The sequence below is a fragment of the Streptomyces sp. NPDC014006 genome (assembly GCF_043088925.1).
In the GTDB taxonomy this organism is placed as follows: Bacteria; Actinomycetota; Actinomycetes; order Streptomycetales; family Streptomycetaceae; genus Streptomyces.
The window spans coordinates 96,934-118,631 of record NZ_JBICAJ010000014.1 but is presented as its reverse complement, the minus strand read 5'-3'; the positions used below and the strand labels follow the sequence as shown (position 1 = coordinate 118,631).

16 protein-coding genes and 2 pseudogenes are annotated in these 21,698 nt (G+C 70.9%); 8 read left to right on the top strand and 10 right to left on the bottom strand.

Annotated features, from left to right (window positions below):
- Positions 1-6: 6 nt before the first annotated feature.
- From ACF1GV_RS35920 to ACF1GV_RS35900, 5 genes are all read right to left on the bottom strand, one after another.
- Positions 7-453, bottom strand: coding sequence for a hypothetical protein (locus ACF1GV_RS35920; protein WP_391689651.1), 447 nt, complete (start codon positions 451-453; stop codon positions 7-9).
- Positions 453-3,068, bottom strand: a complete 2,616-nt coding sequence (locus ACF1GV_RS35915; RefSeq protein WP_391689648.1) for a cupredoxin domain-containing protein — start codon at positions 3,066-3,068, stop codon at positions 453-455. Before ACF1GV_RS35915 ends, ACF1GV_RS35920 begins: the two co-directional genes overlap by 1 nt.
- Positions 3,049-4,323: a TIGR04053 family radical SAM/SPASM domain-containing protein gene (locus ACF1GV_RS35910; RefSeq protein ID WP_391689646.1), complete on the bottom strand. Its 1,275-nt coding sequence runs from the start codon at positions 4,321-4,323 to the stop codon at positions 3,049-3,051. Before ACF1GV_RS35910 ends, ACF1GV_RS35915 begins: the two co-directional genes overlap by 20 nt.
- A gap of 277 nt (positions 4,324-4,600) precedes the next feature.
- Complete coding sequence (locus ACF1GV_RS35905) at positions 4,601-5,104, bottom strand: hypothetical protein (RefSeq protein ID WP_391689644.1); 504 nt, start codon at positions 5,102-5,104, stop codon at positions 4,601-4,603.
- Positions 5,105-5,205: 101 nt separating this feature from the next.
- Positions 5,206-6,036: a DUF2249 domain-containing protein gene (locus tag ACF1GV_RS35900; protein WP_391689640.1), complete on the bottom strand. Its 831-nt coding sequence runs from the start codon at positions 6,034-6,036 to the stop codon at positions 5,206-5,208.
- Between the two features lie 407 nt (positions 6,037-6,443).
- On the opposite strand from ACF1GV_RS35900, the gene ACF1GV_RS35895 reads away from it, so the two are divergent.
- From ACF1GV_RS35895 to ACF1GV_RS35870, 6 genes and pseudogenes are all read left to right on the top strand, one after another.
- The gene (locus tag ACF1GV_RS35895; protein WP_391689637.1) at positions 6,444-10,142 is read left to right on the top strand and encodes a nitrate reductase subunit alpha; all 3,699 of its coding nucleotides are present in this window, start codon (positions 6,444-6,446) and stop codon (positions 10,140-10,142) included.
- 1 nt (position 10,143) lies between these two features.
- Positions 10,144-11,688 carry a nitrate reductase subunit beta gene (gene narH, locus ACF1GV_RS35890; RefSeq protein WP_391689634.1) on the top strand — a complete coding sequence of 515 codons (1,545 nt, stop codon included), beginning with the start codon at positions 10,144-10,146 and terminating at the stop codon, positions 11,686-11,688.
- Positions 11,685-12,506, top strand: coding sequence for a nitrate reductase molybdenum cofactor assembly chaperone (narJ, locus tag ACF1GV_RS35885; protein WP_391689631.1), 822 nt, complete (start codon positions 11,685-11,687; stop codon positions 12,504-12,506). The genes narH and narJ overlap by 4 nt, the downstream gene beginning before the upstream one ends.
- A complete protein-coding gene (narI, locus tag ACF1GV_RS35880; protein ID WP_391689628.1) occupies positions 12,503-13,282 on the top strand; it encodes a respiratory nitrate reductase subunit gamma in 780 nt (259 codons plus the stop codon). Before narJ ends, narI begins: the two co-directional genes overlap by 4 nt.
- Positions 13,279-13,914, top strand: coding sequence for a vitamin K epoxide reductase family protein (locus tag ACF1GV_RS35875; RefSeq protein ID WP_391689625.1), 636 nt, complete (start codon positions 13,279-13,281; stop codon positions 13,912-13,914). Before narI ends, ACF1GV_RS35875 begins: the two co-directional genes overlap by 4 nt.
- Before the next feature lie 68 nt (positions 13,915-13,982).
- Positions 13,983-14,243: pseudogene (locus ACF1GV_RS35870) on the top strand (DUF6457 domain-containing protein); the annotation flags it as partial.
- A gap of 104 nt (positions 14,244-14,347) precedes the next feature.
- Here ACF1GV_RS35870 and ACF1GV_RS35865 read toward each other — a convergent pair.
- From ACF1GV_RS35865 to ACF1GV_RS35850, 4 genes are all read right to left on the bottom strand, one after another.
- The gene (locus ACF1GV_RS35865) at positions 14,348-14,818 is read right to left on the bottom strand and encodes a VOC family protein (protein ID WP_391689622.1); all 471 of its coding nucleotides are present in this window, start codon (positions 14,816-14,818) and stop codon (positions 14,348-14,350) included.
- A 151-nt stretch (positions 14,819-14,969) separates the two neighbouring features.
- Positions 14,970-15,413, bottom strand: coding sequence for an ATP-binding protein (locus tag ACF1GV_RS35860; protein ID WP_391689619.1), 444 nt, complete (start codon positions 15,411-15,413; stop codon positions 14,970-14,972).
- A 375-nt stretch (positions 15,414-15,788) separates the two neighbouring features.
- Positions 15,789-16,781 (bottom strand): Acg family FMN-binding oxidoreductase, encoded by a 993-nt coding sequence (locus ACF1GV_RS35855; protein WP_391689617.1) that lies wholly within the window; start codon positions 16,779-16,781, stop codon positions 15,789-15,791.
- A gap of 442 nt (positions 16,782-17,223) precedes the next feature.
- Positions 17,224-18,237 (bottom strand): 2-hydroxyacid dehydrogenase, encoded by a 1,014-nt coding sequence (locus ACF1GV_RS35850; protein WP_391689614.1) that lies wholly within the window; start codon positions 18,235-18,237, stop codon positions 17,224-17,226.
- Between the two features lie 272 nt (positions 18,238-18,509).
- Between ACF1GV_RS35850 and ACF1GV_RS35845 the strand changes: the two genes are divergently transcribed.
- A complete protein-coding gene (locus tag ACF1GV_RS35845; RefSeq protein ID WP_391689770.1) occupies positions 18,510-19,430 on the top strand; it encodes a hypothetical protein in 921 nt (306 codons plus the stop codon).
- Between the two features lie 5 nt (positions 19,431-19,435).
- Here ACF1GV_RS35845 and ACF1GV_RS35840 read toward each other — a convergent pair.
- Positions 19,436-19,896 (bottom strand): annotated as a pseudogene (locus ACF1GV_RS35840) (response regulator transcription factor); the annotation flags it as partial.
- A 585-nt stretch (positions 19,897-20,481) separates the two neighbouring features.
- Here ACF1GV_RS35840 and adhP point away from each other — a divergent pair.
- The gene (gene adhP, locus ACF1GV_RS35835; protein ID WP_391689611.1) at positions 20,482-21,492 is read left to right on the top strand and encodes an alcohol dehydrogenase AdhP; all 1,011 of its coding nucleotides are present in this window, start codon (positions 20,482-20,484) and stop codon (positions 21,490-21,492) included.
- The last annotated feature ends 206 nt before the right edge of the window (positions 21,493-21,698 follow it).

The following is a 21,698-nucleotide window of genomic DNA, read 5'->3' as shown; positions in this document are numbered from 1 at the left end:
CGCGGGTCAGGTGGAGGGCAGGGCGGTGGCCAGCAGCACGACGCCGAGCGAGCCGACGAGGGAGACCACCGCCAGGATCCGGGCAAGTTCGGCGCGGCCCTTGGCGTGGGCGATACCGTGCCCGCCCGCGGCGGCCATCACCACCACGAACAGGGCGAGTTTGGCCGCGAGGGTGCGGCCGTAGCCGGGTTCGGCGAGCGAGGCCCAGGTGACTCCCCTGTGCCACGCCATGGCCCAGCCAGTGGCCAGCTGCGCCGGCAGGAACAGCGCCCCGGTCAGCATTCCGAAGCGGCGACCGGCGGCCGCGGTGAAGCGGTCCTTGGCCTCCGGGTCGAGCAGACGGCGGGCCAGCGGCAGGACCACCAGGGTCAGGGCCAGTTGGCCGCCGACCCACAGGGCGGCGCCAGCCACATGCACGAACCGGATGAGGGACCACCAGCCGACGGCGTCCATCAGCCACTCACCTCCACCATTCCGTGCGCGCCGGCTTCGGCGTGGCGCATGTCGTGGTCGACGAACGCGTAGTGGCCGGCCTCGGGGAACGTCGTCTCGACGAAGCCGCCCTGCGCCGTGACCAGATCCAGCACCTGTGAACCTCCTGCCTGGCTGGGCTTGAGCAGGTAGGCGCCCTCCTTGTACACGGTGTCGAAGACGGTGCCGACGATGTGGAAGGCGATGCCGTCGGACGGACCGGCGGCGATGACCCAGAAGCGGGCCCGCTCCCCGGCCTTCACCTTCAGGGGCCGCTGCTCGTACTGGTCGGCGACGCCGTTGAACACCCAGGCGTCCGGGGCATTCTGGCGCATCTTCGTCACCTGGGCGGTGCTGCCAGGCGTGCCGAGGTAGAGCTCGGAGGAGACCAGCACGTACTCGTGGTCGACCTTGGGCAAGCCGGGCGGGTCGGTGATCACGGCGCCGTACATGCCGTTGCCCATGTGCTGGAGCATGGGTGCGGTGCTGCAGTGGTACAGCCATGCCCCGGCCTTCTCGGCGCGGAAGCGGTAGACGAGGCGTTTTCCGGGCGGGATGGTGCGCATGGGCTTGTCGGGGGCGAGGGAGCCGGCATGGAAGTCGATGCCATGGCCCATGCTCGGGTCGTCATTGACGAGGGTTACCTCGAAGACGTCGCCGACCTTGCCGTGCAGGGTGGGGCCTGGTGCGGTGCCGCCGAAGGTCCACATCTGCTGCTTCACGCCTGGAGCGACCTCGACCGTCGTACGGGCGGCGTGCAGTTCGACCTTGTGGACCGTGCCACCGGGCGCAGGGGCCAGGGTGGCCGTGCGCTGCTTCCAGCCCTTGGTGAAGTCAGCGGACAGGTCGAGAGCGCCACCGGTGGTGGCAGTCATGGAGTGTCCGTCATGCGCGCTCGCGCCGTCGGCGGCGCCGGCGACGACAATGTCCATCGTCATCCCGGCCGCCCGGTGGCCCGGCAGAGTGCACCATGCCTCGCGGTTCTCGGTGACCGGTCCGAGGTCGAGTGTGCGGGTGTGGCCCTGGGCGAGCATCGGGGTGGTGGGGCCGTCCTCGACCCTCAGGTCGTGGCGCTGGGCGTCGGTGTTGGTGACCTTCAGCTTCAAGGCGGTGCCTGCGGCGACCTCGATCCGGGCCGGGTGGATGCGCATGTCGGCGAGGGTGACGGCGACGGTGCGGGTGGTTCCGGCTCCCGCACCTGCTGCCCCGGCGGCGCTCGCCTCTGGGCTGGTGTCCCCGCCACTGTTGGCCACGAGCACGGCCAGCACGATCAGGACGGTCCCGGCGACGGTGCCCCACAGGACCGGACGCCGTGATGCCCCGCCCTGCTCCGCGTCGTGGAGGAGACCCCTTCCGCTGCGGACCAGTACGCGCACGACAAGGGCGAGGAAAGCGGCCCCGGCCCCGCCGGCCAACAGCATGCCCGCCGTACGGAGAGGACCGGACAGCGGCAGCGGCAGCAAGGCCACGCCGAGGTTGAGCGCGCTCAGCCGCGCCACCCAGCCCCGCTCGAGTACCGCCCGGAGCGAAGCCCGCTCCTTGGGACCGCTGGACAGCACGATGGGCAGCAAGTAGGTGAGGGCTCCGATGAGGACCTGCGCGACGAGGCCGACGAGCAGTACCGGGAGAAGAGAGCCGATGTCGTCCCGGACCTTGTCGAGCGGCTGTGCGACCAGGAGCACCAGGTCCGCCGTCACGCCGACGCACAGCCATCCCGTGGCGGCGGCCAGCATCCATGCGGCGGCCGCGGAGATCGCGGGCCGCCCGCGCACCGTCCGGGCGAACAGCTGCGCTGCGACGGCGACACCGGCCGCGTAGCAGGCGACACTGCATGCGGCGGCGGGGCGCCAGCCGGCCGACAGTCCGGCGACGGCGGTCAGCAGGCCGCCCCCGGTCAGCGCCAGCACCCAGCGCGCCAGCCGGGTGGTGCGCTCGGCCATGCGCACGCCCAGCACGGTGGGCCACAGCATGAACAGCGTGCCCAGCACGGGCAGTCCGATCCAGCCGAGGAGTGTGACGTGCACGTGGGCCAGCTTCAGGCCGCTGTAGTGCTGCGGGCCTGCCTTGCCGGTGGCCAGCAGCCAGCCCAGCACCGCGCCGATGATCAGTGCGGCGGCGGCGGCCCGGTAGTAGTCGGCGATCGGGGCGAGCCGTCCGCCCAGCGCGCCCCGGCCCATGCGGACCAGCACGACCAGGTGCGCGGCGATGGCGGTGATCAGCAGCGCACAGCCGACGCCGGTCAGGACGGCCAGGTCGGCCCGCACGCCGGCAAGGACGCCCAGCGTGCCGGTGTTGACGCCGGCCAGCCGGGCGTTGCTCCACCGCCGGTCCGGTAGTCGGGCGTGGAGCATGGCGACGGCGAAGTGCTCGCTCCACACCACGATGGCGGTGGTGGCGGCGCCGAGCAGGAACAGGTGGATGGCCAGCCAGCGGGCCACCGGCAGTGTCTGCTGGATGCTCGCCGCCGTCAGCGTGAGCACCACCCAGGCGGCGACCAGGACGTGGGCGCACAGGTGGCGGCTGCGCAGGCCGGACGCCTTGAATTTGCTGGGCGGGCGGTCACCGCCCCCGGCCGGGTCATCGTTCTTGCTGTACACGGTGCTCCTTGCCGCCCTCTGCGGCGGTCGGACCGGGACGGGCCGGCGAGGGTTCGCCCGTGTCGCCGGACAGCAGCGCGGCCAGTTCCCTCTGGTGCGGGAAGGAGCCCGGCTGGTAGCCGCACCACGGCTCCTCGGCAAACGGGTCGCCGGTGAAGCCGTAGGCGCGGGAGCGGGAGCCGCCGGAGACGCGGCGGAACTCGCACTGCCCGCACCGGCCGCCGAGCATGCCGTCCGCTCGCAGGCCGGTGAACAGCGGTGAGGTGCGGTAGATCGACGTCAGCGACCTCTCGCGCACGCTTCCCGCGCTCAGCGGCAGGAAGCCGCTGGGGTGCACGGTGCCGGTGTGCGAGACGAAGACGAAGCCGCGGCCCGCGTTGACGTCCAGCGGCGGACGCCGGACCCGGCGCGTACCGCCGTCCAGGCCCAGGACGGCGGCCCTGTCGGTCAACTCCTGGTACAGCGGCCCGAGTCCGAGCACCGCCACATGGTCGTCGCCGGTGGCGGCGAGGATCTGGCGCTGCAGGGCGACGCGGCGGAAGTGGTGAGCTTCGGTGGTCTTGGCGGGCACCGTCAGGCCGACGTCGTAGACGAAGTTGAGGACGTCCTCGACCTCGTCGGGGGTCAGTGCGCCGAGGGTGCGGCCGCGGCCGGTGGGCACCAGGAAGAAGGCGCTCCACAGCATCGCCCCGTGGTCGGCGACCAGGCGGACGATGTCAGGCAGATCGTGCAGGTTGTGCCGGGCGACCGTGGTGTTGATCTGCACTCTCATGCCCAGAGCGCGGGCGGCGCCCCAGGCGTCCAAAGTCCAGCGGAACACCCCGGGTACCCCGCGGAAGGCGTCGTGGATCTCGGCGGTGGAGCCGTCCAGGCTGAGCGAGAGACCGGACGCGCCCGCCGCGTGCACTTCCCGCAGCCGTTCCTCGGTGAGCGTCGGCGTACCGGACGGGGACACGGCCACTCGGACCCCGATCTCCTTGCCGTACGCGATGAGTTCGCACAGGTCGGGGCGCTGGAACGGGTCGCCGCCGGTGATCACGAACAGCGGGGCGGGCTGCCCGAAGGCGGCCACCTGGCGCAGCAGGTCCTTGGCGGCTTCGGTGTCCAGCTCCCGCGGGTCGCGGTCGGGCACGGCCTCGGCGCGGCAGTGCAGGCAGGCCAGCGGGCAGGCCCGGGTGGACTCCCAGATGACGATGAACGGGCGCTCTGCCGCGTCGTGCCGCTGGCGGCGGATGGCGTGGGCGGTGGTGCTCATCGCGCGGCCCTTCCCAGCGCTCTCGCGCTGTGTCCGGCCGCCCTGGAGTCAGGGCAGACGAGGCGGGCGGCCGGACGATGGCCGGGCCGGACCGTGCGCGGCACCCACCGCGAGCGACAGCGGTGGAATCGGACCCGGGTGCGGTCGATGTGGTCGTGCACGGGATTACCTCCGGATCGGTCGCCGTCAGCATCCACCGGCGGCGGTGGTCGGCGCGGCGGCCGATGGTCTTCACTGGCAGGGCCGACAGTCCCTCTTCGCGCGAGCCGCGGCAGGGTCAGGTGGGGTTCGAGGAGCGTGATGTCAGGGCGTCCGCGGTGGCCATCAGCGCGCCTCCCAGGCCGGTGAGCGCGGCGCCCAGGCCCGTGACCAGGGTCGTGAGGTGCCATGCCTGGTAGGCGGACATCAGCGAGGCACGCAGGGACTGGCCCATGAACGCGGTCTGGCGCAGTTGGGAAAGCTTCTCGTCGTCGCCTCCGGCGGCGTGCAACTCAGTCGTGATCTCCGCGTAGGTGCGGCCGCCGGTGGCCTTGGCGAGGTTGCCCTTGATGAACTCGGCGTAGGCGTGCGCCTCGGGGCCGGTTTCCACCCGGCGGCCGGCGTAGGCGGCGAGGTCGGCGGGCAGCCCGCGTTCGGGGAAGGCGATCTTCTGGGCGGCCAGCTCGGTACGGATCTCCTTCTTGCCGCTGCGGCCGCGCCACAGCATGACCGGTCCGGCGACTACGAGCGCTGCGCCGACCGTCCCGAGCAGGGTGCCGGCCCGGCGGTGCGATCCGTCCATGACGTGTCTTCCTTCTTTTCTTTGCTGCGATGCGAGGCGACGCGACGCGTGCGCGTCGGCTGGAGCCGGATGCACGCACCGCCGGGGTGAGAGGCGCCGGGTCAGCGGTGGCTGAGCCGCAGCCGCCAGGCTTCGGGGCCGCGTTCCAGGTACTGAACCGAGAACACGCCCGGGCTGCGCTGCTCGATCTGCGCGAGCAGCGGCAGCGGGTCGTGAGGGGCGACCAGTACCATCGCGGTGCCCGCGGGGACGGCGTCGAGGGCGCCGAAGACCGTGGCGTGCCGTATGGCGTGCGGCACGTCCCGGACGTCCAGTTGGGGTTCGTTCTCCTCCTCCCCGCCGCAGCCGCACACTCCGCCGCAGCCGCCGGTCTCCTGGTTCTGCCGTTCGTCCATGTCGTGGCCTTCCTCGTGGTGCTGGTTGTGGGTTGCGCCCTGGGTGGACGCATCGTTTGCGAGCCGCTGGTGCATGTCCGTGAGCAGCTCCGCCAGACGGACGTCGGGCGTCATGGCGAGCAGCGGCAGCACGAGGCCGTTCTCCTTGGCGGTGTGTTCCTCGAAGAGGACCTGCAGGGCCCGGGCGTCGGCTGCGGCATCCGCCGGAGTGGGGGCGTCGCGCAGGGCGTCGACGAGCGTGGTGAGGCAGCGGTGTTCACCGATCAGGCTCTCGATGAGCAGGCAGGCCTCGGGCATGCGGTGGGCGGCGGGGTAGAGCGCGGCTTCCTCGGCTGCGGCGTGCGGCAGGAGCGAGCGGTCGCAGAAGGCGACGAGACCTGCGTGGATCTTCTCGGCGGCGCTCGGGTTGCGGGCCACGGCGGTGAGCAGCATTTTCACCCGTCCGGACAGCTCGCCGGCCAGTCGGGCGTGGTGTGCTGCGGCTGATTGCAGGGCCGTGGCGTCCTCGGGGTCCGAGGCAAGGGTCAGCTCGCTCATGGCGGTCTCTCCAGCAGGTCGGGCCGGCTCAGCCGGCCCATGCGGCGGGGAACGGCATCCGGTAGTGCCGGCGCCGGGGGCGGATGCCGCGTCCGGCCGCACCGGGCGGCCGGACGCACGACCGAACCGGGCGACACGCGCCTTACCCGCTGCGCCTGCGGCAGCCAGGGACGGGGGATCGGCCACCAGGACAGGCGCGGGATGCGGTCGTACCCGACAGATGGGCATCTGCGGTTCGATCAGTGCCCAGCATGCATGACGGGCCTGCCCGACTCCCCAGCCGACCGGACCCGGCACCGGGGCCATTGGTCCCTATTGAGAACGCCCCGGACTGGGCCGGAAGGCCATCCGGCAGGGACCGCCAGCCCCAGGTGCACCAGGGTCCGCGCCACTTAGCGTTCCTGGCCATGGAGAACGATCAAAACGCACGGCGTCAGGCGTCGAGCGCAGGTGAAGGCTGGCCGCTGGCGGCCCGCAGGCTGCTCACGCGCAGCGAGGTGTCGGCTGACGGGCGCGCCGTGTTCGGCGCAAACGACGGCAAGTGGGAAGGCTTTTACCGGGACCGCTGGGCGCACGACAAGGTCGTACGGTCCACGCACGGCGTGAACTGCACCGGTTCCTGCTCGTGGATGGTGTACGTCAAGGACGGCATCATCACCTGGGAGCATCAGGCCACCGACTACCCCTCAATCGGTGGCGACTGCCCCGAGTACGAGCCGCGCGGCTGCCCCCGTGGGGCGTCGTTCTCCTGGTACACCTACTCGCCGAGCCGGGTGCGCTACCCGTACGTGCGCGGGGCACTGCTGAAGCTGTGGCGTGAGGCCCGCAAGCGGCTCGGTGACCCGGTGGCGGCCTGGGCCGAGATCACCTCCGACCCGGCGAAGGCGCGGGCGTACAAGCGGGCCCGCGGCAAGGGCGGCCTGGTGCGCGCCGACTGGGACGAGGTGTCCGAGCTGATCGCCGCCGCCCAGGTCCACACCATCAAGACGTACGGCCCCGACCGGGTCGCCGGCTTCTCCCCGATCCCGGCGATGTCGATGGCGTCCTTCGCGGCCGGCGCCCGATACACGTCGCTGATCGGCGGCACCCTGTTGTCGTTCTACGACTGGTACGCCGACCTGCCGATCGCCTCCCCGCAGGTCTTCGGCGACCAGACCGACGTGCCCGAGGCAGCGGACTGGTGGAACGCGGGCTATCTGATCATGTGGGGCTCCAATATCCCCGTCACCCGCACCCCGGACGCGCACTTCCTGACCGAGACCCGCTACAACGGCACCAAGGTCGTCGCGGTCAGCCCCGACTACGCCGACAACGTCAAGCACGCCGACGAGTGGCTGGCCCCGCACCCGGGCACGGACGGGGCGCTGGCGATGGCCATGGGCCACGTCATCCTGCGCGAGTTCTTGATCGACCGCGAAGTGCCCTACTTCCAGGACTACCTGCGCAAGTTCACCGACGCGCCGTTCCTGGTGACCCTGCGCGAGCACGAGCGCGGTCTCGTCCCGGACGGCTTCCTCACGGCGGCCGACCTGGGCCACGACGAGGAGCACGCCGAGTCCAAGACGGTCGTCCTCGACGGCGTCAGCGGCGAGCCCGTCGTCCCGAACGGTTCGCTCGGCTTCCGCTGGGCGAAGGAGGAACAGGGCCGCTGGAATCTCGACCTGGGCGATGTCGTGCCGGAGTTGAGCTTGCTGGAGTCGGCCGAGGACACCGTGACCGTCGCCTTGCCCCGATTCGACGAGGGGACCACCGAGGGCGGATCCGTGATGCTGCGCGGCGTTCCGGTCCGCCGGGTCGGCGGCCGCCTCGTCACCACCGTCTTCGACCTGATGCTCGCCCAGTACGGGGTGAAGCGTCCCGGCCTGCCGGGTGGCTGGCCGTCGTCGTACGAGGACGCGTCGGAGCCCTACACCCCGGCCTGGCAGGAGACGATCACGTCCGTGCCGGCCGTGCAGGCGGCCCGGATCGCCCGGGAATTCGCCCGCAACGCCGAGCGCACCAACGGCCGTTCGATGATCGCGATGGGGGCGGGTACCAACCACTGGTTCCACTCCGACACCATCTACCGGGCATTTCTGGCGCTGACGACGATGACCGGCTGTCAGGGCGTCAACGGTGGTGGCTGGGCGCACTACGTGGGCCAGGAGAAGGTCCGCCCGGTCACCGGGCAGCAGCACCTGTCGTTCGCCTTCGACTGGCAGCGGCCCACCCGTCATATGGCGGGCACCTCCTACTGGTACCTGAATTCCGATCAGTGGCGCTACGAGGCGTTCGGTCCCGAGGAGCTGGCCTCCCCCCTCGGTGAGGGCCGCTTCAAGGGCAAGGGGTTCGCCGACTGTCTGGCGCAGGCCGTGCGGCTGGGCTGGACCCCCGGTCACCCAGGCTTCAACCGCAACCCGCTCGACCTGACGGACGAGGCCGCCGCCCAGGGCCGTCCGGTCGCTGAGCACATCGTCGACGAGCTGAAGTCCGGGCGGCTGAGGTTCGCGGTCGAGGACCCCGACGACCCCGCCAACTTCCCGCGGGTCCTGACGGTGTGGCGGGCCAACCTGCTCGGCTCCTCGGGCAAGGGCAGCGAGTACTTCCTGCGCCATCTGCTGGGCACGGACGCGGCCGTCCGCTCCGAACAGAGCCCGCCCGAGCACCGGCCCAAGGATGTGGTGTGGCGGGAGGAGGCGCCCGAGGGCAAGCTCGACCTGCTGGTCACCATGGACTTCCGGATGACCTCCACCAGCCTGCTCTCCGACATCGTCCTGCCGGCCGCGACCTGGTACGAGAAGGACGACCTGTCCAGCACGGACATGCATCCCTTCGTGCACGCCTTCACCCCGGCCATCGCCCCGCCCTGGCAGGCCCGCACCGACTACGACAGCTTCCTCACGATCGCCGACAAGTTCAGCGAACTGGCCGCCGACCACCTCGGCACGCGCACCGACGTCCTCGCCGTTCCGCTGCTCCACGACACCCCCGACGAACTCGCCCAGCCGGGCGGGGTCGTGAAGGACTGGAAGAGCGGCGAGTGCGAACCCGTCCCCGGGCGAACCATGCCGAAACTGGTGGTCATCGAGCGTGACTACGCGGCGGTGGCGCAGAAGATGCGCGCCGTGGGCCCGCTGCTGGACACCCTGGGCACCACCACCAAGGGCGTCACCGTCCACCCCGACCGGGAGATCGACGAGCTGCGGCACCGCAACGGCACCGTCCGGGACGGCGTCGCGGCCGGGCGGCCCTCGCTCGCGACCGCGTCCCACATGTGCGAGGCGATCCTCGCCCTGTCCGGCACCACCAACGGCCGACTGGCCACCGAGGGCTTCAAGGAGCTCGAGCGGCAGACCGGCAGCGAGGGCCTGGTGGAACTCGCCGCCGAGCGCGAGGCGGAACGGATCACCTTCGCCGACACCCGCACCCAGCCCCGCTCCGTGATCACCTCCTACGAGTGGTCCGGCTCGGAGACCGGCGGGCGCCGCTACTCCCCGTTCGTCATCAACACCGAGCACAAGAAGCCCTGGCACACCTTCACCGGCCGCCAGCACTTCTTCGTCCAGCACGACTGGATGAGCGAACTCGGCGAGCAGCTCCCCGTCTACCGGCCCCCGCTGAACACGCCCCGGCACTACGGCGACGAGCATCTGCACGAGGACGGCCGGGCGGAGGTCACGGTCCGCTATCTGACCCCGCACTCGAAGTGGTCCATCCACTCGAACTACCAGGACAACAAGTACATGCTCGACCTGTCCCGCGGCGGACCCACGATCTGGATGTCCACCGGCGACGCCGAGAAGATCGGCGTGAAGGACAACGAGTGGATCGAGACGTACAACCGCAACGGTGTCGTCGCCGCCCGGGCCGTGGTCACCCACCGCATGCCCGAGGGCACCGTGTACATGTACCACGCCCAGGACCGCAACGTGAACGTGCCCAAGACCGAGGTCAGCGGCAAGCGCGGCGGCATCCACAACTCCCTGACCCGGCTGCTGCTCAAGCCCACCCATCTCGCGGGCGGCTACGCCCAGTTCACCTACGCCTTCAACTACTACGGCCCGACCGGCAACCAGCGCGACGAAGTCACCGTCATCCGCCGCCGCAGCCAGCAAGTGGAGTACTGACATGCGCGTCATGGCACAGCTCGCGATGGTGATGAACCTCGACAAGTGCATCGGCTGCCACACCTGCTCGGTCACCTGCAAGCAGACGTGGACCAACCGCACCGGCGTCGAGTACGCCTGGTTCAACAACGTCGAGACCAAACCCGGCGTCGGCTACCCCCGCCGCTACGAGGACCAGGAGCAGTGGAAGGGCGGCTGGATGCTCGACAAGCGCGGACGCCTCGTCCTGCGCTCCGGGGGCCGGATCAAGCGGCTGCTGTCGATCTTCTCCAACCCCGACCTGCCGAGCATCGAGGACTACTACGAGCCGGTCACCTACGACTACGACAACCTCGTCAATGCCCCCGCACAGAAGGACATGCCCGTCGCCCGCCCCCGCTCCGTCCTCACCGGCAAGCCCACCGCCATCACCTGGGGCGCCAACTGGGAGGACGGCCTCGGCGGCGCCCCCGAGAACGCCGGCGCCGACCCCAACCTGAGCGGGGAATGGGCGCAGAAGGTCAAATTCGAGTTCGAGCAGACCTTCCTCTTCCACCTGCCCCGCCTGTGCGAGCAGTGCCTCAACCCGGCCTGCGTGTCAGCCTGCCCGTCGGGCGCCATGTACAAGCGAGTCGAGGACGGCATCGTCCTGGTCGACCAGGACCGCTGCCGCGGCTGGCGGATGTGCGTCACGGCGTGCCCGTACAAGAAGGTGTACGTCAACCACGCCACCGGCAAGGCCGAGAAGTGCACCTTCTGCTTCCCGCGCATCGAGGCCGGACAGCCCACCGTCTGCTCCGAGACCTGCGTCGGCCGGCTGCGCTACCTCGGCCTGCTCCTCTACGACGCCGACCGCGTCGGCGAGGCCGCCGCCACCCCGGACGAGAAGGACCTCCTCGACGCCCAGCGCGGGGTGTTCCTCGACCCGCACGACCCGGAAGTGCGTGCGGCAGCACGCGAGTCGGGCATCCCGGAGGACTGGCTGGACGCCGCCCGCCGCTCGCCCGTGTACGACCTGGTCATGCGGTACAAGGTGGCGCTGCCGCTGCACCCGGAGTACCGGACCATGCCGATGGTCTGGTACGTGCCCCCGCTCTCCCCGGTGCTGGACGCGGTCGACGCGGCGGGTGGCAACCAGGACGACCCCGACCACGTCTTCGCCGCCGTCACCCGGCTGCGCATCCCGCTGGAGTACCTGGCGGAGCTGTTCACCGCCGGAGACACCGACGTCGTCGCCGGCGTCCTGATGAAGCTCACCGCCCTGCGCTCGTACATGCGCGAACACACCCTCGGTGAGGAGGGCGACGAGGCCGTGCTCAAGGCCGTCGGTCTGACCGCGCGGGAGGCGGAGGACATGCACCGGCTGCTCGCCGTCGCCAAGTACGCCGACCGGTATGTCGTCCCGGCCGCGCACAAGGAGGACGCCGCCGCGCTGAGCGCGATGGAGAACCACTGCCCGGTCGAGTCCTCCGATGACCCGCAGCCCGCCGACGGCCGCCGCGTGATGCTCGGCATCCCCACCCTGCGCCGCCGTACACCCGAAGCCCCCGCCGGAGGCCGTCCGTGAGCCCGCTGCCCTCCCCCAGTGCTGGACGCCTGGGGGGACCCCCATCGATTCCCGGCCTCGTCCGCACCCGCGTGCGGGCAGCCGTCCGCCGCCCGGCCCGGCTCACGCCCGAGGAGACGGCGGGCCGAGCCCTGATATTGCGGCTCGTGTCACTGCTCCTGCAGTACCCCGACTCCGAACTGACCTCAGCCCGGACGGAATTGACGACCGTCGTGGAAGCTCTTCCGGCCTCGCCCGCGGCGGAATACCTGGCCCGGTTCACCGACTGGTTCGCCGCACAGGATCCCGAGGTGCTGGAGCGCCACTACGTCGAGATGTTCGACCTGCGCCGCAAGAGCAGCCTCTACCTCACCTACTACCTGCACGGCGACACCCGCCGCCGCGGCATGGCCCTGCTCACCCTCAACCAGCGGTACAAGGCCGCGGGCTGGGACACCGACGGCGGAGAACTGCCCGACCACCTGCCGGTCGTCCTGGAGTTCGCCGCCCTCGTGGGCCCGGGTGGTGGCGAGGCTCCACTGCGCCAGCACCGACGCGGGCTGGAGCTGATCCACCAGGCGCTGACCGACGCCGACTCGTCGTACCGGCACGTCCTGGCCGCGCTGCTCACCCTGCTGCCGCCGCCCACCGACGCGGACCGTGCGGCGGTGGCCCGGCTCGTCGCCGAGGGCCCTCCGAACGAGGAGGTCGGCCTCGACCCCTACGGAACGTACGGAGACGGCGAGTTCGCCCCGCCTGGCACCTTCGTGCCGCCGGCCGCAGCCGCGTCGACCTGCGTGCCACCCGCTCCGACCAGCCGTACGGAAGGTCCCCGATGAACGCCTCGCTCTCCGCCGTGGCCGCCGCGTCGACGAGCGGCGCGAACCTCCTCCTGTGGGTCGCCGTCCCCTATATCTGTCTCGCGGTGTTCGTCGTCGGGCACGTCTGGCGCTACCGGCAGGACCAGTTCGGCTGGACCTCGCGCACCAGCCAGCTTCTCGAACACCGCTGGCTGCGCTGGGGCAGCCCGCTGTTCCACCTGGGCGCCTTCATGGTGATCGCCGGACATGTCGTGGGCCTCGCCGTTCCCGACACGTGGACCGAAGCCGTGGGGATCACCGAGCACACTTACCACACCACGGCCGTCTGGGCGGGTTCCGTGGCGGGCGTCGCCATGGTCACCGGACTCGGCATGCTGTGCGCCCGCCGGCTGCTGACACGATCGATCCGGCTGGGCACCGACCGCAGCGACAAACTGCTCTTCCCGCTGCTGTCCGCCACTGTTCTGCTCGGTATCACCGCCACCGCCGCCCACAACGTCTTCGGACCCGGCTACGACTACCGCTCCACCGTCTCCGTCTGGTTCCGCGGCCTGTTCGTCCTCCAGCCGCAACCGGAAGCCATCGCCGGCGCCCCGCTGCTGTTCCAGCTGCATGCCCTGACCGCCTGCCTGCTCTTCGCAGCCTGGCCCTTCACCCGCCTCGTCCACGTGTGGAGCGCTCCTGTCGGATACCTCGCCCGGCCGTACCTGGTCTACCGGCGGCGGGCCACGCCGGCGTCGGCTCAGTCGGCAGGGGGCCGGCCCTGGTCGGCCTCCGGCTCCCGGCGAGCGTGAGCCACACACCCGCGCTCGCGCCGGATGCCACATCCGCCCGGCGCACTAACGCGGTGGGCGCGAGCCGCCGAACGGGCCTGGTCATGCTCGTCACCGGGATCGTCGGCTGGCTCGCCTCCTTCCAGCTCACCGTGGACGACTGGCGCCTCCTGAAGGACCCGGCCTACCAACCGCCGTGCAACATCAGCCCGATCGTGAGTTGTGGCAGCGTCATGTCCAGTTCGCAGGGCAGTCTGTTCGGCTTCCCCAACATGCTGCTCGGACTCGGTGCCTTCGCCGCCGTGACCGCCCTGGGCACCGCCGTGCTCTTTGGGGCGTGCCTGCACCCTCGACTGTGGCTCGCACTGGACGCAGGGGCACTGGCAGGGGTCGTTTTCGTGCACTGGCTGATCGGTCAGTCGCTCTACGAGCTCAACAAGCTCTGCCCCTACTGCGCCGTCGTCTGGGTCGTCACCATCGGGCTGTTCTGGTACCTGACCATGCACTGCCTGGAGCAGGAAATCGTCCCGGTGCCCCGGGGTGTGCCGGCGGTCGTCCGTGACACGCACTGGATGCTGCTCGGCGCCTGGTACGGGGTGATCGCACTCCTCGTCCTCACCCGCTTCTGGCCGTATTGGAGCAGCCTGGTGTAGCCGGCCACCGCGCTCCGCACCACCTGTTCGCTGGTCAGCAGACGGAAGAAAACATGATCATGGACGACGTGCTGAAGGAATGGACGGCCGCGGTGAAGGCCGACCTGGGCATCGATCTCGAAGTCGACCGGGCCCTGCTCCTCGCCCTTGCGGGCGATGCCGCACACGGCGTCGCCCGGCCCGCCGCCCCTTTGACGACCTTCCTGGTCGGCTATGCGGCGGGCCGGGCGGGCGGCGGACCCCAAGCGGTGGCCGATGCGGCCCGGCGCGCGGGCGAACTCGCCGCCCGGTGGGCCGGTGAAGCCGACCACGGCCCCGGGGCCGCCTGAGAAGACCTTCGCGCTGCACAGCAACGCGCGGAGCTCCCGCGCCTCTGGCCTTGCGATGGCCTGCAAGGTCAGAGGCGCGGGGGCATACGGCCAGCAGTGGTGGGTCAGGCCGGGCCGTCGGCGTTCTGCATAGAGGCCGCGAACGCCTCGGGGCCCTGCTCCACCGCCGCCGGGTCCATCCACATGACCTGCCAGCCATGGCCGTCGAGGTCGAAGAAGCTGCGTGAGTACATGAAGCCGTAGTCCTCGGCGTCATCAGCCTCGGAGCCGCCCGCCGCGAGCGCATTGGCGCTGACCGCATCGACCTCATCGCGGGATGACACGCTGAAGCAGTACAGCGCCAGCGTGTGCGTGGTGGGATCGGCCATCGGCAGTTTCGAGAACTCCGCGAACTTCTCGCGGGTGAGTAGCATGACGTAAGCGTGCTCGCCGACCAGCATGCAGGCGGCGGTCTCGTCGGTGAACAGCGGGTTGAAGCTGAACCCAAGCTTGGCGAAGAACGCCTTGCTGCGCTCAAGGTCCGCAACGGGGATGTTCACGAACAGCATGCGGCCGGGGTGTGCGGGAGTGGTCATGGCGGGTCTCCAGACGGTGGTTCGTACGTCCTGGTAGACCGGCCCAGCCGGCGGAACTCATCGGTGGATCTCGGCGTCCCCCATCCGGCCCCGGCCAGCACGCCGCCGGACGCCCGGGAACCCCAGGTTGACGCGCCTCGAAGCGAGGCAGTCAACGAGACAACGGCAGGACCGCTGACACGGTCTTCCCGCTCGCGCGGCCACTGACCCGCACGTCCATCGCCAGGTCCTGCACCAGGAGCCAGCCGAACCCGCCCGGCTCGGCCGGATCGGGCAGCCGCGGCCACGGAGGCACAGGACTGGCGTCCTCCACCGAGACCGTCACCGTCCCCGCACCGACCTTCAGCCCGAACCCGGTGACTCCGCCGGCGTGCCGCGCCGCATTGGTGACCAGCTCGGACACCACCAGCAGCACCGCCTCCACCTCAGCCCCGCCGTCAGGTGCGAGCACAGACAGAAAGCCGCGCGCCACATCCCTCGTCCGCACCGCCGTCTCCGGACTGTCTCCCGCCAAAGACCCGTAGTCCTGCTCGGGCGAATAGACCATCGCGGCCTCCAGCGGCTCGAAAGTCGATACCTGCGTGATTGCCCGCAAATGATCGACCTACCCTCGAACGCACGAACGCGGCGCCAGCCCCTCCGGCTCCTGCCCAGCCTTCCTGCACGTTCCCGGTCCCAGTCCTACGCCGGTGAAAAGCGGCTGGGCAGGCAGTACACGCAGCGATGCTGTCGGACATCTTCACCCGGGACGCGGACGTACTGGCTGGCGCGGGCGGGCGGCGCGGCCGGACACTCTGCAAGCCCTTCGGCCCGGTCACCGCCCGGCGCCCGCCCGGACGGCTCTGCCGGCCCCTCCACATCAGAGTGTCGGCCTGGTTTTCGTACGACGCTCCAGTGACAGAGGAGCCGAACGCAGAACCGAACGTTTCCGGCCAGGAGTGCTTCGTCCGGCAGGCCGCTCGTCAGCCGCTCACGCGATCTCGAGGACGTCCCTTACGGGGCGGCGGGGGGTGGCCGGGCCCCTCGGGCCGTAGCCGATGCGCAGCACCATCTGCACCTGGCCCCTGCCCGATCCCGGGTCGCGGGCCAGCAGGCGCAGATCGCGGTTCTCCAAGGCGTGGGAGGTCAGGGAGGTGGCCAGGTCGGCCAGGGTGGCCTCCAGCAGGACGCGTTCCAGCGCCTGCCCGGCGCGCAGCCAGTCGGCGGGGCCGTCGCCGAGGGTGCTCAGAAGGGCCAGGTGGGGGGTGTACTCGAAGGTGGTGCTGCCGCGGTCGGCCACGGCACGGCGCCCGGCGAAGTCCCGCACGGGGGCTTTGCCGTCCCGTTTGCGCGGTCCGAACGCGTACTCAGGCACGCCGTCGACGGCGGTGTCCGCCTCCGGACCGAGCCGGGTCCAGCGGACCAGGTCCTCGCTTGCTTCAGGGTCCATGACGTCGCGGCTCTCGGCGTCGCGGACGAGGTCGAGCAGGGTCTCGGCATGCCAGGGGCCGGGGAAGAGCAGCGCGGCTTCCTCCCGCGCCGCCGCGTCCTGCAGGATGGCGCGCATGGCCTCGGGGATGTCCTGTTCGGCGAAGGGGTGGCGGCTGGTGTGCCGCTGCCGGATCGCGGGAAACAGCCGTGCCAGGTCGTCGTCCCGCGCGCTGCCGGCCGGGTCGGCGAGGTGAACGGCGGCGAGCAGCAGCGGGTCCTGCGGCTGGGGCAGCAGCGTTGTCTCCGCGGTGAGGTCCGCGTGTGCGGCGGCGACGCGCAGGTTGAACAGCGCCGCTCCGCAGCCGATGTGCAGCGCCCGGTTGCCGGGATCGGAGCGGGGCATGGCCCGCTCGGGATCGGCGCGCAGCAGCAGGAGACGCTCGTCTGCCGCGAAGCGGAAACGCCACGGCTGCGCGTTGTGCATGGAGGGGGCCGCGGTGGCCTCGGCCACCAGCATGGCCACCGTCTTGTCGTCGAGCTGTCGCAAACCCATGCCGGCCTCCTCGTCTACTCCCGCCGTGACGGGCCTCCCACCATCAGGTACCCCACTGAGTAGCGGGGTGCACGGCTTGACGCCGCACACCACAGGGGCGGTCGGTCTGCACCCGGCGGGCTGATCCCAGTGTCCTCCCGACGGGAGGCCGCCGTCCTGCGAAGTCCCGGGCGCGGCCAGTCACGGCGCCGCGTTCCACCCCATCCCGGCAGAACATGCCGTGCAAGGCCCCCATCGTCCCCAAGCCGGGTCCGATCGCCCCTTCTCCGCCCGGAAGACAAGATTGCGCTGACGCCTCCCCAGGGCATGGCACACCAGCGCCTTCACCACGATCCTGCGCACCGCGCCGGTTGAGCGCGCCGGCGCCCGGAGGCCGGGGTGGGCGCCGGCGCGCAGCTCAGGGCGGGTGCCGGCGCACCCGGCACGGAAACCTCCAAGAATTTCAGGCGGCCGGCGGCCGGACGAGGGTGTTGTCGCTGGTGCGGCCGGCGAAGTAGTTCATGACGTTGGCCGCGGTCGTCTCGGCGATCTGCCCCACGGCGTCCCGGGTGAAGTACGCCTGATGGGAAGTGACCAGGACGTTGTTGAAGGTCATCAGCCTCGCGAGCCGTTCGTCGGTCATCACCTCGAGCGACTTGTCGAGGAAGAACACCCCGGCCTCCTCCTCGTAGACGTCCAGGCCGACGCCGCTCAGCCGTCCCGCGCGCAGGGTTTCCAACAGGGCGTCGGTGTCCACCAGGCCGCCGCGGCTGGAGTTGACCAGGATCGCGTCGTCCTTCATCAGCGCGAACATGCGGGCGTCCACGAGGTGGTGGGTGTCCTCCAGCAGCGGCACGTGCAGACTGACCAGGTCCGCCTCGGCGAACAGCCGCTCGGGTTCGACGTACTTCATGCCCAGGGCCAGGCAGTCTGGGTTCTCGGCCACGTCCCAGCCCAGCAGCCGCATCCCGAAGCCGTGGGCGATCCGCGCGAAGGCGGCGCCGATCTTCCCGGTGCCCACCACCCCCGCGGTCCGGCCGCGCAGGTCCCGGCCCATCAGCCCGTCGAGCCGGAAGTCGAACTCCCGGGTCCGGTGCGCGGCCCTAACGATCCGGCGGTCCACGGCGAGCGCCAGCGCCCAGGCGAACTCGGCCACCGAGTACGGCGAGTAGAACGACACCCGCGCCACGGTCAGCCCCAGTACCTCGGCCGCTGTCAGGTCGATGTTGTTGTAGCCGGTGGAGCGCTGGGCGATCATCCTCGTGCCGCCCTTGGCCAGTGCGTGCAGCACCTCCGCATCCAGGGTGTCGTTGACGCTGCTGAGCACCACCTCGTGGTCGGCCGCGGTCGGGGCGGTGTCCCGGTTCAGGAACAGCCGCAGACAGCGCAGTTCATGGCGGTCGCCGACCTCGCGGACGAATGCGTCGCGCAGCAGGGGCTCCTCGTCCGCGAGGACGCCGTACGCGATGATTTCCATGTGCTCTCCTGCCGTGGGCGGTTCATCACCTCTCCACCGTAGGGGCGGAGCCGTGGGGCGGGTCCGATGAGCCTCGACGGCATTGCGGACTGCGCCGCACGCCGGGGGCCGCTCCTGCCGGCGGGGATCGCGGCCGATGCGGGCGTCACCAAGCGATTCTGCCCGCCGGCCGGGCTGGTGGACGGCAGGCACCCGGCCCTCTTTCGGGGACCTTCGGCACTGCTCAGCGCCCTGGCGGGCTACCTACTGTGAGGGCGGGAAAGGGGTGCCCGATGGCCGACCTGCACATCCCCCGCAGCACTTCCACCACAGCGGACACGCCGACCGGGGCACACACCCCTGCCCGGCTGCTCGGCACGGGGCTGCTCGTGCTGGCCGCGCTGCTCGTGACCAACACCCTGCTGGGCCCCGCCGGGTCCGCGGTGATCGACTACCCGATCCCCGACGACGGGACCCTCATGAGCCAGCTCGTGGCGCTGGATGTCTTCGCGGTCGCGGTCATCGCTCCGCTCGCCGTGTGCGCGGCCGTCCTCGTGCTGCGCCGGCATCGGCTCAGCGGCATGGTCGCCATCGCACCCAGCGTGTATACGGCGTACATGGTTCCGCAGTATGTGCTGGGACCGCAGTACCTGCGCTACGACGGCAACAGTGAGGCGTTCTTCCCCCTGCAGCTGGCGCTGTTCGTCCTCGGCTGGACCACCGCCCTCCTCGCCTGGCAGCAGATCAATCCAGCCGCCTGGGCACCGCCCGGTCGACGGGAACGGATCATCGGCGGCGCGCTGATCCCGCTCCTGGCGATCGTGACCTTCACGCGGTACGTTCCGGCGATCCTCGACGCCGCCGCCACACACCCATCGGCCGCGGACTACCGGGAGGGCCCCGGCTACTTCTGGACCATCGCCCTGCTCGACCTCGGCGTGGGCCTGCCGGCCGCCATCGCCGCAACAGCCGGGGTCCGCCACGGCAGGGCGTGGGCCCGCAAGCTGGCGCTGGCGCTGTCAGGTTGGCTGGCACTGGTAGGTCCGGCCGTCGCAGCCATGGCGATCAGTGCATGGCTGCGGGACGGCCCCGACGCCTCCGCCGGGCAGGCCGCCGCGATGACGGCGCTCGGTCTGCTCTTCAGCGTCCTAGGTGTCACCTTGCTCACCACGGAGCGGCCGAGCGCACCGGCGTCACGGAAGAATGTGCCCTGACCTGCACGCTGCTGGTCCTGGCGCAGCCGGGCCATCAGCCGGGTGGTCGCACTCGGGTCGAGCAGGGACTGGCCCGCGGCCACCGTGCGTACGGCCGAGACCAGGTCGGAGCCCTGGATCTGCTTCAGCACGTAGCCGGAGGCGCCGGCCATGATCGAGTCGAGCAGGGCCTCCTCGTCGTCGAACGAGGTCAGCATCGGGCAGGCCAGCTCCGGCATGCGCGAGCGGAGCTCGCGGCACACGCTCACTCCGTCGCCGTCGGGCAGGCGGACATCGAGCACCGCCACCTGCGGGCGCAGCGCCGGAACGCGGACGAGGGCCTGCTCGACCGTGCCGGCCTCACCGACCACGGTGATGTCCGGCTCGTCGTTCAGCAGGTCGTGCACCCCGCGTCGTACCACCTCGTGGTCGTCCAGCAGGAAGACCGGATCGGGTTGTCGGGTCCGGGGTGTTCGCTGTCCGCCATCGGATGCTCCTTGTCCTGCGCCGTGTGATGCCTGTCCCGGACGCCGCAACCGAGCGTGACCGTTCCTTGCCTACCGGAGATCTTGCGTGATTCCGGGCCGAAGGGCCCGGGTCGGTCTGCCCTACAGCGCCGGCGCCCCGACGTCCCACGAGGGGCCCGGTCGGATCGCCCACCCGGGACCGGGCGCTACCGGACAAGGATCGGGTCGGCGCCTGGCGCAGTCGGCCGCAGTGACACCTTCGGCGTCTTGCCGACTACCGCTGGGGCCGGAGTCATGGTGGCCGGCCGTGGGCACCGTCCCGCGCATCACGGCACCGGACGGCTGTGCCCGCCGGCGGGATCAGCCTCGCAGCCAGGGCGCCCGCGACCGCGACAGGGGCGCGTCAGCGAGGTCAGCCGGTCGCGCTGCGTCACACCGCCTCACTGGTGCGTCCCGCAGCAGTGAACCGCCTGGATCGGCGGGCCGGTTTTCGCGATGGCTCAGGGCCGACCGGCCCCACCCGCGAGGACGTCCAGCACCTGCCGTAGCACTGGGGTGCGGCCGACGCTGGAACCGCACCGCACCGATAGATTGAGGAGCATTCCATGAAGGCAGCAGTCGTCCGGTCCTTCGGCGAGCCGCTGGTCATCGAGGAGCGCCCGGACCCGGAGCCCGGCCCGGGCCAGGTGCGCATCCGTCTCGAAGCGTCCGGGCTGTGCCACACCGACATCCACGCCGCGCACGGCGACTGGCCGGTCAAGCCGACCCCGCCGTTCGTGCCCGGTCATGAGGGCGTCGGCATCGTCGAGGCGCTCGGCGACGGGGTGACCCACCTGGAGGTCGGGCAGCGGGTGGCCGTGCCCTGGCTGGGCTGGGCCTGCGGGCGCTGCGAGCACTGCCTGTCCGGCTGGGAGACGCTGTGCGAGCAGCAGCAGAACACCGGCTACAGCGTGGACGGCGGGTACGCCGAGAAGATGCTCGCACCCGCCGACTTCGCCGCTGTGGTCCCCGACGGCATCGACCCGCGCGACGCCGCGCCGCTGACCTGCGCCGGCGTCACCACGTACAAGGCGCTGAAGGTCGCCGGTGTCCGTCCGACCCACCTGGTTGCCATCTCCGGCGTAGGCGGGCTCGGCCACCTCGCCGTGCAGTACGCGAAGATCGCCGGAGCCACCGTCGCCGCGATCGACGTCACCGACGACAAGCTCGAACTGGCCCGTGAGCTCGGCGCGGACATCGTCATCGACGCCCGCAAGGAGGACCCGGCCGAGGTGCTCAAGCAGCACGGCGGCGCCCACGCGGCGATCGCACTGGCCGTCAACGAGCAGGCATTCGCCTCCGTCTACGGCGGTCTGCGGCGCGGCGGCAAGCTGGTCATGGTCGCCCTGCCCGCCGGTGGCACCATCAGCGTGCCGATCTTCGACACCGTCCTGAACGGCACCTCCGTCATCGGCTCGATCGTCGGCACCCGCCAGGACCTGGACGAGGTCTTCCAGCTCCACGCCGCCGGACGCACCAAGGTGATCTACGAAACGCGGCCACTGGAGACCGTCAACGAGTCCATCGCCGAGGTCCTGAACGGACAGATCAAGGCACGCATCGTCTTCGAGATGTGAGCCCGCCCGCACCAGTCCGCCGCGCCTCATGCGCCCCTAGGCCGTGTATCAAAAGTGGCTGGTAGCGAGGTGTGCGGCATGTCGAGAATCCGGTAGTTGCGCGTATCGCGGACCTGCGATGGTGTCTGTCATGGATTCCGAGCCGCGTACTGATCTCGCTCGCCACTTTGACCCAGGAGGCTGGTTGGCTCGGTTCGCGGGTCGGA

Bases quoted from the DNA above. Each gene is read 5' to 3' on its own strand.
- ACF1GV_RS35920 (WP_391689651.1), bottom strand. From the start codon at position 453: ATGGACGCCGTCGGCTGGTGGTCCCTCATCCGGTTCGTGCATGTGGCT.
- ACF1GV_RS35910 (WP_391689646.1), bottom strand. From the start codon at position 4,323: ATGAGCACCACCGCCCACGCCATCCGCCGCCAGCGGCACGACGCGGCA.
- ACF1GV_RS35905 (WP_391689644.1), bottom strand. From the start codon at position 5,104: ATGGACGGATCGCACCGCCGGGCCGGCACCCTGCTCGGGACGGTCGGC.
- ACF1GV_RS35900 (WP_391689640.1), bottom strand. From the start codon at position 6,036: ATGAGCGAGCTGACCCTTGCCTCGGACCCCGAGGACGCCACGGCCCTG.
- ACF1GV_RS35895 (WP_391689637.1), top strand. From the start codon at position 6,444: ATGGAGAACGATCAAAACGCACGGCGTCAGGCGTCGAGCGCAGGTGAA.
- narH (WP_391689634.1), top strand. From the start codon at position 10,144: ATGCGCGTCATGGCACAGCTCGCGATGGTGATGAACCTCGACAAGTGC.
- narI (WP_391689628.1), top strand. From the start codon at position 12,503: ATGAACGCCTCGCTCTCCGCCGTGGCCGCCGCGTCGACGAGCGGCGCG.
- ACF1GV_RS35865 (WP_391689622.1), bottom strand. From the start codon at position 14,818: ATGACCACTCCCGCACACCCCGGCCGCATGCTGTTCGTGAACATCCCC.
- ACF1GV_RS35855 (WP_391689617.1), bottom strand. From the start codon at position 16,781: ATGGGTTTGCGACAGCTCGACGACAAGACGGTGGCCATGCTGGTGGCC.
- ACF1GV_RS35850 (WP_391689614.1), bottom strand. From the start codon at position 18,237: ATGGAAATCATCGCGTACGGCGTCCTCGCGGACGAGGAGCCCCTGCTG.
- ACF1GV_RS35845 (WP_391689770.1), top strand. From the start codon at position 18,510: ATGGCCGACCTGCACATCCCCCGCAGCACTTCCACCACAGCGGACACG.
- adhP (WP_391689611.1), top strand. From the start codon at position 20,482: ATGAAGGCAGCAGTCGTCCGGTCCTTCGGCGAGCCGCTGGTCATCGAG.